At 44.0% G+C, this 15981-nt stretch carries 14 protein-coding genes and 1 pseudogene; 11 read left to right on the top strand and 4 right to left on the bottom strand.

All coding sequences use genetic code 11. The annotated features are described in order from the left end of the window. Positions 1–377 precede the first annotated feature (377 nt). Positions 378–2912 carry a S8 family serine peptidase gene (locus NWP22_RS04365; protein WP_280801566.1) on the bottom strand — a complete coding sequence of 845 codons (2535 nt, stop codon included), beginning with the start codon at positions 2910–2912 and terminating at the stop codon, positions 378–380. A gap of 417 nt (positions 2913–3329) precedes the next feature. Here NWP22_RS04365 and NWP22_RS04360 point away from each other — a divergent pair, with 417 nt between their 5' ends. From NWP22_RS04360 to petE, 5 genes are all read left to right on the top strand, one after another. After that, positions 3330–4229: a carbohydrate ABC transporter permease gene (locus NWP22_RS04360; protein WP_271733198.1), complete on the top strand. Its 900-nt coding sequence runs from the start codon at positions 3330–3332 to the stop codon at positions 4227–4229. Continuing rightward, on the top strand, positions 4226–5062 hold the full coding sequence (locus NWP22_RS04355; RefSeq protein ID WP_271733196.1) for a carbohydrate ABC transporter permease: 837 nt from the start codon (positions 4226–4228) through the stop codon (positions 5060–5062). Before NWP22_RS04360 ends, NWP22_RS04355 begins: the two co-directional genes overlap by 4 nt. 150 nt (positions 5063–5212) lie before the next feature. After that, a complete protein-coding gene (locus tag NWP22_RS04350; RefSeq protein ID WP_280801565.1) occupies positions 5213–5377 on the top strand; it encodes a hypothetical protein in 165 nt (54 codons plus the stop codon). A gap of 71 nt (positions 5378–5448) precedes the next feature. Further along, positions 5449–5937, top strand: coding sequence for a photosystem II cytochrome c-550 (gene psbV / locus NWP22_RS04345; protein ID WP_271733193.1), 489 nt, complete (start codon positions 5449–5451; stop codon positions 5935–5937). Between the two features lie 339 nt (positions 5938–6276). Beyond that, positions 6277–6696: a plastocyanin gene (petE, locus tag NWP22_RS04340; RefSeq protein ID WP_271733192.1), complete on the top strand. Its 420-nt coding sequence runs from the start codon at positions 6277–6279 to the stop codon at positions 6694–6696. A gap of 172 nt (positions 6697–6868) precedes the next feature. Here the strand turns inward: petE and NWP22_RS04335 are convergent, their stop codons facing one another. Next, on the bottom strand, positions 6869–8350 hold the full coding sequence (locus tag NWP22_RS04335) for a CIA30 family protein (protein WP_271733190.1): 1482 nt from the start codon (positions 8348–8350) through the stop codon (positions 6869–6871). A gap of 177 nt (positions 8351–8527) precedes the next feature. On the opposite strand from NWP22_RS04335, the gene NWP22_RS04330 reads away from it, so the two are divergent. The 4 genes from NWP22_RS04330 to NWP22_RS04315 all read left to right on the top strand — a co-directional run bounded on the left by NWP22_RS04330 (position 8528) and on the right by NWP22_RS04315 (position 12201). After that, positions 8528–9022 carry a HugZ family pyridoxamine 5'-phosphate oxidase gene (locus tag NWP22_RS04330; protein WP_271733189.1) on the top strand — a complete coding sequence of 165 codons (495 nt, stop codon included), beginning with the start codon at positions 8528–8530 and terminating at the stop codon, positions 9020–9022. Between the two features lie 2 nt (positions 9023–9024). After that, positions 9025–9909: an alpha/beta fold hydrolase gene (locus tag NWP22_RS04325; RefSeq protein WP_271733188.1), complete on the top strand. Its 885-nt coding sequence runs from the start codon at positions 9025–9027 to the stop codon at positions 9907–9909. Between the two features lie 396 nt (positions 9910–10305). Beyond that, positions 10306–11472 (top strand): ferrochelatase, encoded by a 1167-nt coding sequence (gene hemH / locus NWP22_RS04320; RefSeq protein ID WP_271733187.1) that lies wholly within the window; start codon positions 10306–10308, stop codon positions 11470–11472. 270 nt (positions 11473–11742) lie between these two features. Further along, positions 11743–12201, top strand: a complete 459-nt coding sequence (locus tag NWP22_RS04315) for a hypothetical protein (RefSeq protein WP_280801564.1) — start codon at positions 11743–11745, stop codon at positions 12199–12201. Between the two features lie 109 nt (positions 12202–12310). Here NWP22_RS04315 and purB read toward each other — a convergent pair whose 3' ends face one another. Together purB and NWP22_RS04305 are read right to left on the bottom strand one after the other, a co-directional pair. Beyond that, the gene (gene purB, locus NWP22_RS04310) at positions 12311–13606 is read right to left on the bottom strand and encodes an adenylosuccinate lyase (protein WP_280801563.1); all 1296 of its coding nucleotides are present in this window, start codon (positions 13604–13606) and stop codon (positions 12311–12313) included. 53 nt (positions 13607–13659) lie between these two features. Further along, positions 13660–15189, bottom strand: a complete 1530-nt coding sequence (locus NWP22_RS04305; protein WP_271733184.1) for a YifB family Mg chelatase-like AAA ATPase — start codon at positions 15187–15189, stop codon at positions 13660–13662. A 143-nt stretch (positions 15190–15332) separates the two neighbouring features. On the opposite strand from NWP22_RS04305, the gene NWP22_RS04300 reads away from it, so the two are divergent. Both NWP22_RS04300 and NWP22_RS04295 read left to right on the top strand, forming a co-directional pair. After that, positions 15333–15683: a histidine triad nucleotide-binding protein gene (locus NWP22_RS04300; RefSeq protein ID WP_271733182.1), complete on the top strand. Its 351-nt coding sequence runs from the start codon at positions 15333–15335 to the stop codon at positions 15681–15683. A 171-nt stretch (positions 15684–15854) separates the two neighbouring features. After that, positions 15855–15981, top strand: a pseudogene (locus NWP22_RS04295) (photosystem II q(b) protein); the annotation flags it as partial.

Raw genomic sequence — 15981 nt, 5'->3', positions numbered from 1 at the left:
TTCTTGAAGATTCACCAAACTGACCTTCAATGGTGCTGGCAAAAACACCCTACACGCTCAAAACAACTACCAGTACAAAAGGTAATGCAATTGCGCTTACTTTTATTTTTTTTGCTTTGGTGAGTCCATCGCAATGCCAGTTAGGTACGCTCAACATCCTGCCATTATTTGCCCTTTAACTATTCCAAATCAAGTTGGATATGTCTGTTGCCGGGATTTATCCGCACTAGGATGAATCATCACGTAGATGGTTATTCTTACTCGTTTAGACCATTATACCACTGTGGCTAAAGCCAGTCAATCGTTCTAATGCGACTAAAGTCGCTATCGACTGATCCCCATGTCTAAAAGCCATTGGCTCAGGTCTCGTTTTCTGGTCAAACCCAGGCGTAAAAGGTCTCTTCTTTCCCCGCAGTCTGGAGACTTGTAGGTTCTTGTTGGAGGGATGCGAAATTACTACCTCCAGGCACCGCAGTTCCGGTAATGATATCGGCTACCCCTCTAGGAGATAGACTAGGTGCTGCGCCCATGACAATTGCTGCAGCACCTGCAACATGGGGCGCTGCCATAGAAGTCCCGCTGTACCTGGCGAAGCGACCACCAGGAATTGTAGAATAAACATTCACCCCTGCTGCTGTAACATAGCTGGGAAATGCCAGTCCATCACCGTTATAATCCTGGGGCGCACTGCCAGCACGGTTAGAGAAACTGGCGATGTTACCGTTGCTATCTATTGCACCTACTACTAATCCATGTTCTGCTGCGTAAGCCCCGGGCTGCTCCGGGCTAGCCCCGCCTGCATTGCCAGCAGCCATAACAACTAATGTACCTCTAGCAGTGGCATAATCAATGGCATTATTGATTTCTGTACTCACCCCACCACCACCGAGGGACATATTAATCACATTAGCACCGTTATCTGCGGCATAGCGAATGCCAGCCGCAATATTTGTAGTAGAACCCGATCCATCGTCACCAAGTACCTTCACAGGCATAATTAAGACATCCGGGGCTACACTAGCAACGATACCAGCTACATGAGTGCCGTGACCATCTACATCATTGGGGTTGTTGTCGTTATAAGCAAAGTCCCAACCCCGGACATCATCGATATAGCCGTTACCGTCATCATCAATACCATTCCCGGAAATTTCTGTTGTATTACTCCAGATGTTATTTCTCAGGGATGGGTGACTCCAGTCCACACCAGTATCTAAGACAGCTACAACTCTACCTTCTCCTGTGTAGCCCATAGCCCATGCTTCAGGCGCTCCAATCCGATCAAGACCCCAATTGTTACCTCCCAATGAAGGGACGCTTGGTAAATTGATACCCAGTAATTCCCCTAAAGCCAAATCAACTCTGGTTTCACCGTAACCATTGATAGCACTGTAATTATCTGGTAATTGGGGAGGAATGCTGGCTGTCAGTTCCAGGTTATAGCTACTACTACCACTATAAGGGTATACCTCTAAGTAGTAAGTACCAGGATTGAGGGTAGACGAAATCACCTCATCACTCGTCCGGCTGTTTTCGGAGCGGATCATTGCAGTACCACTGCTATTACGGAGAACAATATCAATGTCACTACTCAGGTCTGTCAGGCGAATTACTACATACAGTGATGTGTCAACCTGAAAGCGATAGAAGTCACGAGGGTCACCATTGCCAACACTGTCACTAGTTTGCAAGATACCATCTGCGTTAAGATTGCCTAAATCTAACGCAGAATCGATGGTTTCACCGGGATCTTGAGGTTCGGGTTGAGGTTCGGGTTGTGGTTCGGGTTGTGGTTCGGGTTGAGGTTCGGGTTGTGGCTCAGGTTGAGGCTCTGGTTGAGGCTCTGGTTGTGGAGCCAGAGATAGGAGGGTGGAAGAGAGGATGTAGGTGCCTGAGTAGCTATCATTGTCAGCACCAGCCGAGAGATAGAATCTTCCTGAGCTATTCGCCGTCAAAACAATGGCAGAATTCAGGGTAGAGTTGTTGGCATCGTCATTTTGGGCGATGAGGTTACCGTTGCTGTCCAACAGACGTAAATAGGTATCACTAAGGGTGTTACCATTGAGATTAAATCGGTACTCTGCCCCGGCCTCCAGATCAATGGCAAACCAGTCGCGATCGCCTCTAACTTCCAGGTTACCCGTAGTAGACCCCCCAACTGCTAAGTAGCCGGTGGTACTGATATTATCTGCATAATCGTCAACGGGAGCAGCAGATAGGAGCGTAGAAGAGAGGGTATAAGTGCCTCTACCGGAGTCTCCATAAGCACCAGCCGAGAGATAGAATCTGCCTGAGCTATCGGCGGTGAAAACAATGGCAGAATTCAGGGTAGAGTTGTTGGCATCGTCATTTTGGGCGATGACGATACCGCTGCTATCCAACAGACGTAAATATGTATCACTCAGGGTGTTACCATTGAGATTAAATCTGTACTCTGCCCCGGCCTCCAGATCAATGGCAAACCAGTCGCGATCGCCTCTAACTTCCAGGTTACCCGTAGTAGACCCCCCAACTGCTAAGTAGCCGGTGGTACTGGTATTATCTGCATAATCGTCAACGGGAGCAGCAGATAGGAGCGTAGAAGAGAGGGTATAAGTGCCTCCATACAAGTCTCCATAAGCACCAGCCGAGAGATAGAATCTTCCTGACCTATTCGCAGTGAAAACAATGGCAGAATTCAGGGTAGAGTTGGCATCGTCATTTTGGGCGATGAGGTTACCGTTGCTATCCAACAAACGTAAATAGCTATCACTCAGGGTGTTACCATTGAGATTAAATCTGTACTGTGCCCCGGCCTCCAGATCAATGGCAAACCAGTCGCGATCGCCTGTGACTTCCAGTCTTCCCGTAGTAGACCCCCCCACTGCTAAGTAGCCGGTGGTACTAGTATTATTTGCATAATCGTCACTCATGGCAAGTACTCATCCTTTCAAGCTCTTTTGAAATAAATCATACCATGGTTATATATCTATATATAACCATATGTTCAACATATACATATGTTGAACTGATTAAGAGACTATTGATCACATTCCCCTAAGAGGATGTTTGATAAGTCATGATGAGTGTATCAACTATTGTTTGACCCCTCCCTAACCCTCCCCTTGTAAGGGGAGGGGACTGGATTTGATTGTTTTTTGTGTGTTCCCTGTTCCCTGTTCCCTAATATAAAAATTACCTGTTTAACACTTTCCAAACATCCCCTAAGCTCTCAATTTCTGTTGTAACTGTATATCCTTTTTTTAACTTCCCAGCGCTAGGATAAAGACCATGCGCCCCATCCCTACAACCGGGTGACTACTAGAGGCGGAGGTTTAATTGTGTTTGAAATGAATTGGCGGCGAATCAATCGCAGATGGAATCTTACCGAAACCCTAACTGGCTACATCTTTATGATGCCCACTATATTGGTTTTAGGGTGTTTTGTCATCCTCCCCATCTTTTACGCGGTGTTTCTTTCCCTGCACAAAGTGCAACTGCTAGGGGGTATTGAGTACGATTTCATTGGCTTTCGCAATTTCACCCGCTTAGTTGCAGATGACCGGGTAGGAATTGCTTTGAGAAATACCGCAGAATATGTGGCCATTGTGGTACCATCTCAAACCATTTTAGCTTTATTGCTGGCAGTAACCCTCAATTCTGGTATTCGGGGTCAAAACTCTTGGCGTATCTTGTTCTTTTTACCCACTGTCACATCCTCTGCGGTGCTAACTCTGATATTCATGTGGATTTATAACACCGATGGGCTATTAAATCATGTTCTGGCTTTTGTGGGGTTACCTACTTATAACTGGTTGGGTGACCCAGATGTAGCCCTCAAAGGGATTATGATCATGAATATTTGGTCAACGGCACCATTTTATATGGTGATTTATTTGGCTGCTTTGCAGGATATACCCCAAAAACTCTATGAAGCGGCAGAACTCGATGGAGCCAATTTATGGCAACAGTTTATTTATATTACCATTCCTTTGCTCAAACCTGTAACTTTTTTTGTGGTGGCTATTGGCATCATTGGGACTTTTCAGCTTTTTGACCAGTCTTATATTTTTTCTGCTGGTAGTGGTGGCCCTAATAATGCCACTTTGACTATGGTACTACTAATTTACCAGGCTGTCTTCCGCAATCTACAGATGGGTTATGCTGCGGCCATGGCTTTTCTGCTGGCAGTGATCATTATTGCCGTGACTTTGATGCAGCAACGGATTTTTGGAGGGGAAAGGACATGAGTAATATTAGGCGATTACCTGGGCTGAAAGTACTGTTATACCTGGTGCTGACCCTCTATGCAGTAATTACCTTGGTTCCTTTCCTGTGGGCGCTGTCAGCATCATTTAAACCGCTATCAGAGATTATCAGTGGTGAGTTAAATTTTTTGCCCAGAAATTTTACTTTCGATAATTACCGACAGATATTTGTGCAAGAACCGCTGTTTTGGCGTTGGTTTTTTAATAGTGTGTTTATTGCTGTGAGTGTCACGGGCTTAAATTTGCTCTTCAACTCCATGGCGGGGTATGCTTTAGCCAGGCTAAGTTTTGCGGGTAACCGCTTCTGGTTCTTCTTAATTTTGGCACTGTTAGCAGTACCGACACAAATTACCCTAATTCCCACATTCTTAATTTTGAAAGCTATTGGCTGGTTAAATTCGTACCAGGGTATGATTGTTCCCGCCATGGTCAACGCTACATTCATTTTTATGATGCGGCAGTTTTTTGGAAATTTTCCTCAAGAATTAGAAGAAGCAGGTCAATTAGATGGTTTAAATACCTGGGGAATTTTTCGCCACATTGTCTTACCCCTCGCAAAGCCTGCATTAGCAGCACAGGCGGTTTTTGTGTTTATGAGTAGTTGGAATAATTTTTTACTCCCCATTGTCATCTTGTTTGACCCAGAAATGTTTACTCTCCCGTTGGGACTGAACAGCTTCAAAGGTCAATATATCAGCTATTGGAATTACATTATGGCTGCTTCTATGGTCTTCACTTTACCAGCTTTGGGGATTTATGGTTTTTTTAACCGCTACTTTATTCAAGGTGCGACATTTACCGGGGGAAAAGGTTGATGGGAATATTAAATAATATGAAGTTGATATTGACTTATGAGCCTTTGATCCCAAGTCAACTATAACCAGATTTTAGGCAACAAATTGGACTCTGAACATGATATTGGTATTAGAGCGACTCAATCTCTATCTGTTGTGCTAATCACTATTATGGGTTTTGCAAACCTACTGACCGCAGAGATAGCAACAGACTACAGTCGTCCTGTAGCAAGAGTGTTTTCTGTGTATAACCTGGAAATTGCCGAGAAAAGCCAAAAGGGGAATTACTTCCCACATCACGAAGGGTGGTCACGTCAAGGGCTATTTCGGGCTTGAGCTAATGGCAAGATGGAGATTGAGCATCGCTTTATTAGCTGTGTTGAGCGTTATCATCTTTGAGGGGAAACATGTTTAAAAGACTAATTGGTGTTGTTGTTACCATTTTGCTGACGTTTCAGTTGGCGGTCGGTGGCGCCACAGCATTGGAACTGGACGAAGCTATTAGAACAGTGAAATTAAATGACCAGGGTGACCAGGTTGTACTGAGCCTTAAACAAGTAAAAGAAGGTAAACGCTTATTTCAATACGCTTGCGCCCAATGTCATGCTGGGGGTGTTACCAAGACTAACCAAAATGTGGGACTAGAACCTGAAGCTCTGGCACTGGCAACACCAAAGCGGGATAATATTGAGGGATTGGTGGACTATATGAAAAATCCCACTACCTATGATGGAGAAGAGGAAATTTCTGAGTTACACCCCAGCCTCAAGAGTGCGGATATTTTCACAGAAATGAGAAATCTCACCGAAGATGACTTAGTGGCGATCGCTGGTCATATTCTGCTACAACCAAAGATAGTTGGTGATAAGTGGGGAGGCGGTAAGATTTATTACTAAATTCCCAAGAGATAACTTTTAGCCGGGTACTGAGTACACATCAAGTCAAAAGCCTGTCTAATTTCTTGGTCAAACCTTTCGGATGGAGTTTATGTAGGGACAATTAATTTATTTTGTCCCTACATCAAAATTGGCAAAACCTGCTGTGAAAATCGTCAATCTAGGCATAAACTATTGAGTGTAAAGACTCCGGGTAATTCTCTGTAATTACACAAGATATGCTCATGATTTAGCGCCAATTGTAAAAAAAAAATTTTATCTACGACAGATTGTCATATTTTGGCGTTAATTTTATTTAAAATGGGAAAGGGAAATAAAAACTATAGTTAGGAGAAAGCCATGAAATTATTTGCTGCAAGCTGGCGACGTTTGACTTTATCGGTGTTGACAGTTCTTTTAGTTGTTAGCAGCTTCGTCATTTTCACACCCAGCGCTTCAGCTGAAACCTTCCAGGTCAAACTAGGTAGCGACAAAGGAATGCTCGCCTTTGAACCTAAAGAACTGAAAGTTAAAGCAGGCGACACTATTGAGTGGGTAAACAACAAAGTTCCTCCCCATAACGTTGTCTTCGACCCAGCCCAAAACCCTGCTAAGAGTGCTGACTTGGCTAAAGGGTTGTCTCACAAGCAATTACTGATGAGTCCTGGTCAACGCCAAACCACCACAATTCCCGCAGACGCACCTGCTGGGGTGTACACCTTCTATTGCGAACCTCACCGTGGTGCTGGTATGGTTGGCAAGTTGACTGTTGAAGGTTAGAGCCTAATTGGTCTTGCTTTTTCAAGTTTGCTAGGATAGCTAACCAAAGCAGCGCGGTAATGAGTCTTATTTGTGCCAAGAATATTGAGAGTTCTGGGCGATAGATAAATGGACTTGTTACCGCTAATTGTTATAACTAACCTCCTTTGTCTGTGTCTCCTCGGTGCATTGATCAATCCGGCTGTAAATGAGAAAATAGCTGTTGCCAATTCATATCATTAGCAATATTTTCTCCTGATTTCACCTCTAAGGTGATATTACGCGCCTTTGATTGCTCTAGCGATCGCACACAAAGCTCCGCCACATCATCGCGGCTGATTTTACCTCTAATATTATCACCCTGCTCCAAGATTAACTCCTTACCCCCCACTTCCTCAGTTAAAGCGCAAGGTCTAATAATCGTATAGGGAATACCACTAGCTCTTAAACTATCTTCCCCCTTCAGCTTCCATGTTAAAATTCCTCCCAACTGGTCATTTAATCTGACTGCTGGGGGTTCTTCATCTAAATTAATTCCCGGTCTTCCTGGACGAGTCACACCAGCGGAACTAACCAGGACAAACTGGGGTAAAGTCTCCCCGCCGTATGCTTTGATATATTCAATGTGTAAAGCAAAACCACCAGCGGAGAACTTGGGATTTAAAGCGCCATCATATTCAAACTTACTCAACATCAGTTGAAATGAGGCGACTCTACCAGTATCAATAGGCGGACAGTCTTGCAGCACCTTGGCGCGAAAGACGGGAACTAAATCTTTAAAAGCAACACGAATATTTATCCAAGTATTATCTACAGTATCAAAGGAATAACTGTAACCAACACCATCCCATTTAGTATCTGTTCTTAAAAAGAGTTTATAACGTTGACCGTCACCCTTGACACGTAATTCTACACCTTCGCAACCAGATAAATCAAAGGGAGGTTGAAAATTCTTGGTTCTCACCGAAGCAAACCCCCCAGAGTTAGCCGTGGAAACATTCCCAGCAAACACCGCTGTATTTTCCAACAGTTGCATATTACTGGTACTCACACCACCCATAACCACATCATCCACTGCCCCCCAAATAGTCTTTAATTCAGCCGAGGGGTGAGTAAAATCAAAGATGAGTCTTTCATTACCTGGGGGGAGATATTGAGTCGCAGCTGTTACCAGGTTTTTCACACCTTGATATTCCACATTTTCGGGAGTATCACCCACAATCTCAGGCATATAAAATTTTATACCCTGATTATATTTGGCTCTATCGGGTGTGTCCCCTTCCACAGGTTGCACACGGACTGCAGTACAACAAATTATGGCTTTGACGTTAGCCATCACCATAGGGTTTAAAGTTTCCGGTTTAGTGATGTCCGCAGCTACTAAGTCAACATCATTACCGAGTATTGACCTGGCTCTGTCAATATCCCGTACAAGGGCGCGGACTTGATGACCTGCTGCTAAGAGTCGCGACACCACTCGTTTACCCACTCCACCTGTGGCACCTGCTACCAGTATTACACCCACATTTGTTCCTCCATTGGGTAGATTTCCATGATCACTAGGACGACCCTTAATTAACTGCTGTACCCAGTTAAGCAAAGGAAACACCTCGAAATAGGTTAGGGTGTCAATAAACCTCCCTAGGTCCCATTGAGAACGATTTTTGTCAGCCACAATCGCGTCCTCATAATTTTTACTGTTACATACATATATAATAACCGAACCATCACCAGCCCCCACCCTTAGCTGCGGGTGAGGTGAAAACAGTTATCACCGTGTATTCAGCTCACATGGCTAGATAGCCAGTACAATAAATGCGATCGCTCTGGAACTTAGGTTAAACGTTAATTTATGAGCCAAATTGAAAAAGCTCAAGCTGAGTATGAAACTTTTCCCCAAACAGTCGAAAGTATAATCATTGGTACTGTTAGCGCCGAAGGAATACCTAACGCCAGTTATGCGCCTTTTGTGATGGATGAAGCTAAAAATATTTATATCTATGTGAGTGGTCTATCCACCCACACCCAAAATCTCCATGTGAATCCTCATGTGAGTGTGTTATTTATTGAAGATGAATCTAAATGTGACCAAATTTTTGCCCGTCGCCGTTTGAGTTTTGATTGTACTGCTACTTTGATGGAGCGTGAAACTGAGGCTTGGAACCAGGTTGTGGCTGAATTTCAAGCCCGTTTTGGAGAATTAATTGCAGTTTTCCGCAGTTTACCTGATTTTCGGATTTTTCGCTTAACTCCTAGTGCTGGTCGTTTTGTGATTGGTTTTGGTACAGCTTATCAAATTCGTGGTGAGCAACTCGATACACTGGTTCATTTGACTGGAAAAAATTGATCATGCTGCAGTTTCAACCTCCCGGCTTTGGGGAGAAAGTGATTAATACATCCCTCGGGGCTATAGTTTACTATACTCAGACCAATGCACCCTGGTTAAATGCTGATAGTGAAGATTTACCACCTTTACTGTTTCTGCATAATTTTGGCGGTGGCGCTTCTGCTTATGAGTGGTCTAAGGTTTACCCGGCTTTTGCAGCTACCCACCGAGTCTTGGCACCTGATTTAATTGGTTGGGGTGCTTCTGCTCATCCAGTGCGGAATTATCAAATTAGCGATTATTTGACTACTATTAACGAGTTTATCCGCCAAACTTGTCGCCAACCAGTAACGGTGGTGGCTTCTTCTTTGACGGCGGCTTTGACTATTCGTCTGGCTATTAGCTATCCTGATTTATTTCAAAGCTTGTTTTTGGTGTGTCCATCTGGGTTTGATGACTTTGGCCAGGGGAGTGGACGTAGGTTACCATTAGCAATTATTAATGCCCCCTTATTGGATAATTTCATTTATACTCTGGGCGCTGAAAATGAAATTGCTGTGAGAAATTTTTTGCAAAATTTTCTGTTTGCTAAACCACAGCGGGTTTCTCGAGAAATTGTGGCCGCTTATTTAACTTCAGCACAACAGCCTGATGCTCAGTTTTCGGCTTTGGCGTTTTTACGGGGAGACCTCTATTTTGATTTGAGTTTGTACATCCAGCAACTGCAAATTCCCACGGTGATGTTTTGGGGAGAGGCGGCACAATTTACTAGCATTAAGTTAGGGCGACGTTTAGCTAGTCTCAATACAGCCGCAATTGGTGATTTTTATGCGATCGCCGACACAGGAGTATTACCCCATCTAGAAACCCCAGAAGTGTTAATTGGTCTATTACAGCGTTATTTTTAACCTACATGGCAATATGTGAAATTATAGCATTTCCCATGCTCGTGAGGTACAATTTTTTTAGTTTGAGGGAACACCGGAACAGGGAACAGGGAATAGGGAATAGGGAATAGGGAATAGGGAATAGGGAATTGGTGTGTACTTCATGAGACTGAAAAAGGCTTTATGTAAACTAATTATCAAAAACTGCACTTTTTAACCATTAGGGTAGTCTCCACTAATGACGGCGCACTGCAAGCTGTTTTAGCCATAGCATTATCAAACCGTTGATATAGTTGACACCAATGTTTTAAGATTGTTGACATTCTATCTTTGTTGACTAGAAAGCTTTATATTTAATAAAGATATAATTGTTAACATTAGTACAAAATCTGAAAGGATTGGGGGAAAATAACTGCTATGAGTCGTGTAGGCGTTTTATTACTCAATCTCGGTGGACCTGATAAGTTAGAGGATGTCGGGCCGTTTTTGTATAACCTGTTTTCCGACCCAGAAATTATTCGCCTACCGTTTCGCTGGCTGCAAAAACCCCTAGCTTGGTTTATTGCCTCACGGCGCACCAAAACATCTCAAGCTAATTATAAGCAAATTGGTGGCGGTTCCCCACTGCGGCGAATCACGGAGGCTCAAGGAGAAGCTCTCAAACAAAAGTTGGGTGATTTGGGACAAGAAGTGAATATCTATGTAGGAATGCGTTATTGGCATCCTTACACAGAGGAGGCGATCGCCCAAATTGCTCAAGATAAAATTGAACAGCTAGTAATTCTACCACTTTACCCACAATTTTCTATTAGTACGAGTGGTTCTAGTTTTCGGCTGTTAGAAAAACTTTGGCGAGAACAGCCAGAACTTCAGCCCACGGACTATACTGTCATTCCCTCTTGGTACAAACAACCCAGCTATCTCCAGGTGATGGCGGAACTCATCGCCCAAGAACTAGACCAATGTCCCAACCCCGATGAGGCTCATATCTTTTTCAGCGCTCATGGTGTGCCGAAAAGCTATGTTGAAGAAGCAGGAGACCCCTATGAGCAAGAAATCGAGGAATGTACTGCTCTAATTATGCAGACTCTCAATCGACCCAATCTTTATACATTAGCTTACCAAAGTCGTGTGGGTCCGGTAGAATGGCTCCAGCCTTATACTGAAGATGCGCTGCAACAACTGGGGGCACAAGGTGTAAAAGATTTGGTTGTTGTACCGATCAGTTTTGTCTCAGAACACATTGAGACTCTCCAAGAAATTGATATTGAATATCGGGAAATAGCCGAAGATGTAGGAATCCATAACTTCCGTCGTGCTGCAGCTCCTAATACTCATCCGGTATTTATTCAAGCACTGGCGGAACTGGTAATTGAGTCCGTGGAAAAGCCCAGTTTCAAGCTTTCCCAAGCTGCACAAATGAAGAAAAAGGTGAAAATGTATCCCCAGGAGAACTGGGAATGGGGTATGACTACCAGCGCCGAGGTCTGGAATGGTCGTATTGCTATGCTTGGTTTTATTGCTTTAATGATTGAGCTAGTTACTGGCCATGGTTTGCTACATCTGATTGGCCTTTTGCAGTGATAGTAATTCTCTCTATGGGGACGTAGCACTTTACGCCCCCGCTTCTATTAAAATCATACTTTCAGATGATAACTGCGCACTAAATATCCCGTTGGTAAGACGTAATCTATTTTTAAGTTTTGTAACTTGAAATTTAACAGGTTCTCAGATGACTGAGTTCTTTTGTCTCCACAAATTGTCGGAATTAATTAACCACAGATGAATGTTTTTGGGATCTGTCTTCTGTGAGGTTGATTGATTCTGAACAATTCTATTTATTGGAGTTGGATGATGAAAAAATTGATTTGCTTATGGACTTTAAGTTTAGCGATCGCATCTATGGGTGTTCCGGCTATAGCTCAGGGTCAAGAAATCGAGTATGATCAGAATGCTCCTCGGATTAGCGGTACTACTGGTTTAACTGATAGGCATTACATTAGTCTGTATACTGGTGAACAACCTTTATCTAGCGTTACTATTCGTCCGTCGGAACTTATGGATATTGGTGATAATATTCAGGTCACTGATGAGTCGGGTGCAACTATTGATGCAGAGGTTTCTAGGGAAGAGGACAGCTTGAAAATCAATTTTGCTCAACCTGTGGCTTCGGGAACTAACATAGAAATTGCTATCAGGGATTTAGGATTTGTACCGACACCCCAGGGAGTGTTCCACTATCAAGTTTCTGGTGACCATGTGGGCTTTGCTCGCGAGGTTCCCTATGGTTTGGCTAGAGTTGAGGTGTATTGATTCTGGATTTTATCTTTTTTTTTGGGAACCGCACCAGGGAACAAAGAGAAGGAAAACTTTTGATTGTCCCTTTCTCTTTGCTCTGGTGGTGGTCTGTGCCTACTTGTTTCTAAATGTCTAGTCTTTGGTAAACTTGATCTAAATGCCGCAGGTGTTGTTGTGGGTCAAAACAGGTAGCAATTTCTGCAGGTGATAACTTTTGAGTTACACGGGGGTCTTGAGTGATGAGGTCGTGGAAGTTTCCTTCTGGTTTGTTCCAAGCAGCATGGGCGCTATCTTGGACAATCCCATAGGCTTCTTCTCGTTTTAGTCCTTTGTCTATCAAGGCTAGTAGGACTTTTTGGCTAAACACCACACCGCCGTAACAGTTGAGGTTCCGCGCCATGTTTTCTGGATAGACTAGCAGGTTTTTTACCAGTTCTGTGATTTCAACTAGCATAAAGTGTGTTAAAATGCAAGCATCTGGTAAAATCACCCGTTCTACGGAACTATGGGAAATGTCCCGTTCATGCCACAAGGCGACGTTTTCTAGGGCTGCTCCCGCATGACTTCTGACTAAGCGCGCCATTCCTGTTAGCCTTTCGGAACGGATGGGGTTGCGTTTGTGAGGCATTGCTGAGGAGCCTTTTTGACCTTTGGCGAAAAATTCTTCAACTTCTAAAACGTCTGTTTTTTGGAGGTTGCGAATTTCTACGGCAAAGCGTTCAATGGATGCAGCAACTAAGGCCAATTGTTGCACGTAGTCGGCATGGCGATCGCGAGAAATAACTTGTGTCGAGGCTGTATCAGCTTTGAGTCCCAGTTTTTGGCAAGCGATGGCTTCCACCCGTGGTTCAATATTAGCATAGGTTCCCACCGCACCGGAAATTTTACCCACGGCGATGGTTTCCCGTAGGACTTTGAGCCTTTGTTGATGGCGCAGCACTTCTGCTAACCATCCAGCTAACTTAAAACCAAAGGTCATGGGTTCGGCGTGAATCCCGTGGGAACGGCCAATCATGACTGTATTACGGTGTTCTCGCGCCTTTTGGCGAATTGCCTGAATCAAATTTTCCAGATGTTGGGATATTACATCCAGGCTAGCAACTAATTGCAGTCCTAAAGCTGTGTCTAAGACATCGGAGCTAGTTAACCCTAGATGAATATAGCGTCCCGCATCACCTACATATTCATTGACATTAGTTAAAAAGGCAATGACATCATGACGGACTTCAGCTTCAATTTCTAACACTCGCTTCGGGTCAAAATTCGCCTTAGCTTTAATTTCCTCCACTGCCTGAGCAGGGATATAACCCAGTTCAGCTTGGGCTTCACAAACTGCAATCTCTACCTGTAGCCAGGTTTTTAATTTGTAAGATTCAGTCCACAGGTTGCCCATTTCGGGCAAAGTATAACGCTCAATCAACGTTCGCGGCAGAATACAACTGTCATATTCTACAGTTTAATAGGCAAAAAATTTCACTGCATTCTGTCGATAGTCCGATACTGAATTGCTTCGGCGATATGATTGGCTTTAATTTCATCTTCTGCGGCTAAATCTGCAATTGTCCGCGCTACTTTCAGGATGCGATCGCTGGCTCTGGCTGATAACCCCAGTTTTCTAATTGCTGCTTCTAATAAGCCGCGACTAGAATCATCTAACTTACACCATTTTTGCAGATGCTGACTTTGCATTTGAGCATTACAACGCAGATTTGCTTCGGATTGGAAACGGGTATTAGCGATTTCTCGCGCTTGTTTGACTCTTTCTAAAACTGCAGCCGAAGCCTCTCCTGTGGGTTCTTGGGTAATTTCTTCCGGTTTTAAGCGATTCACTGCCACTTGTAAGTCAATGCGATCCATTAACGGACCCGAAAGCTTCGCCCAATAGTTTTCCCTTTGTCTCGGTGAACAGGTACATGGTTGAATAGTATCGCCATAGTAACCACAGGGACAGGGATTAGTGCTAGCTACTAAGGTAAACTGCGCCGGAAACATTACAGATTGTCTGGTGCGGGAAATTGTCACATAGCCATCCTCTAGGGGTTGGCGCAGAAATTCTAAAACATCCCGTTTAAATTCCGTTAACTCATCGAGAAACAGAATCCCTTGGTGAGATAAAGAAATTTCTCCTGGACGGGGAAAGCTCCCACCTCCAACTAGAGAAGGTCCCGATGCTGAATGGTGAGGACTGCGGAAGGGGCGATCGCGCACTAAGGAGCCGCGGTTTTTTAATAACCCCGCTACAGAGTGAATCCGAGTCACTTCTAGGGACTCGGCAAACTGCAAAGGTGGTAAAATTCCTGGTAACCGTCTGGCTAACATAGTTTTACCACTCCCCGGCGGTCCGACAAAGATTAAATTATGACCACCAGCCGCCGCAATTTCCAAAGCCCGACGAGCATGAGCCTGTCCTTTGACATCCTTTAAATCTGGTCCGGCGTAAGGCGTTTTTGGTAACCCCTGTAAATTTTCTGGCTTTACAGGTTTGTAACCTTTCGGATTATTTAATAGTTCTACCACATCGGCGAGATTTGTGCAACCGTAAACAGTCAATTCTTCTACTACTGCTGCCTCTTGGGCATTATCCGCCGGAACCACTAAACCGGCAATTCCCATTTTTTGTGCTGCAGCTGCAATGGGTAGAACCCCAGCCACAGGGCGTAAACTACCATCTAGAGAGACTTCACCCAGGAAAAGATAATCTCCCAATAAATCAGGACTCACCTGTTCTGAAGCCGCCAAAATGCCTATACTAATGGGTAAATCAAAACAAGGCCCTTCCTTGCGTAAATCTGCGGGAGTCAAGTTAATCACAATTTTCCGCATGGGGAACGCAAAACCAGCATTCTTTAATGTCGCCTTGACTCTTTCTCGAGATTCTTGCACAGCCGAATCTGGTAGTCCCAAAACGACAATCCCCGGTAAACCCCCTGAGACATCGACTTCCACGCCTACTTTGACGGCATCAATGCCTACAATAGATGCACTCCAGACTCTAGCAAGCATTTTTTCTATATATATTCAGTATTTTCACCTTTTAGCACATTACTCAGTATATTGCCATGAGTGAAACCACATAGACAATTTTATATGAGCGGAAAATTCAAGCGATCGCCTAAAATCTTGAGCAGATGAGTAGCTAAATCCCTATGAGCCAAACCAGCGACACAATTTTCAGCAAAATCATTCGCCGGGAAATTCCCGTAGATATTGTTTACGAAGATGAATTAGCCCTAGCATTCAAAGACATCAACCCTCAAGCACCAGTTCACATCCTTGTCATTCCCAAAAAACCCATAGTTAAATTAGCAGATGCCGAATCTCAAGACCAAGCTCTATTAGGACATCTTCTATTAACCGTCCAACAAGTGGCCGCAGCTGCTGGATTAACCAACGGTTATCGTGTGGTCATCAATAACGGCGCTGATGGTGGTCAAACTGTCTACCATTTACATTTACATATCCTGGGAGGAAGACCCATGGAGTGGCCCCCTGGTTGATGAAACCTGATTGAATCGTGTCTGGGATGCGATTCATTAGAAATACAAATCTTGTTCATCAGAAAACTTTAATTAAAATCCCTTTACAAATCAAAACTTTTGCTCTAAGGTAGTATTCAAGTAGGCAAGCTTACCTACTCAACTCATTAAAACAAAAGCAATCATAAACAAATGACCACAACCTTACAACAGCGCCAAAGCGCCAACGTATGGGATCGCTTCTGCGAGTGGATCACCAGCACCGATAACCGGATTTACATCGGTTGGTTCGGCGTACTCATGATCCCCACCCTCCTAG

Source organism: Anabaenopsis tanganyikae CS-531 (assembly GCF_029891675.1).
Lineage (GTDB): Bacteria > Cyanobacteriota > Cyanobacteriia > Cyanobacteriales > Nostocaceae > Anabaenopsis > Anabaenopsis arnoldii.
This window is presented reverse-complemented; position numbering and strand designations above follow the sequence as displayed.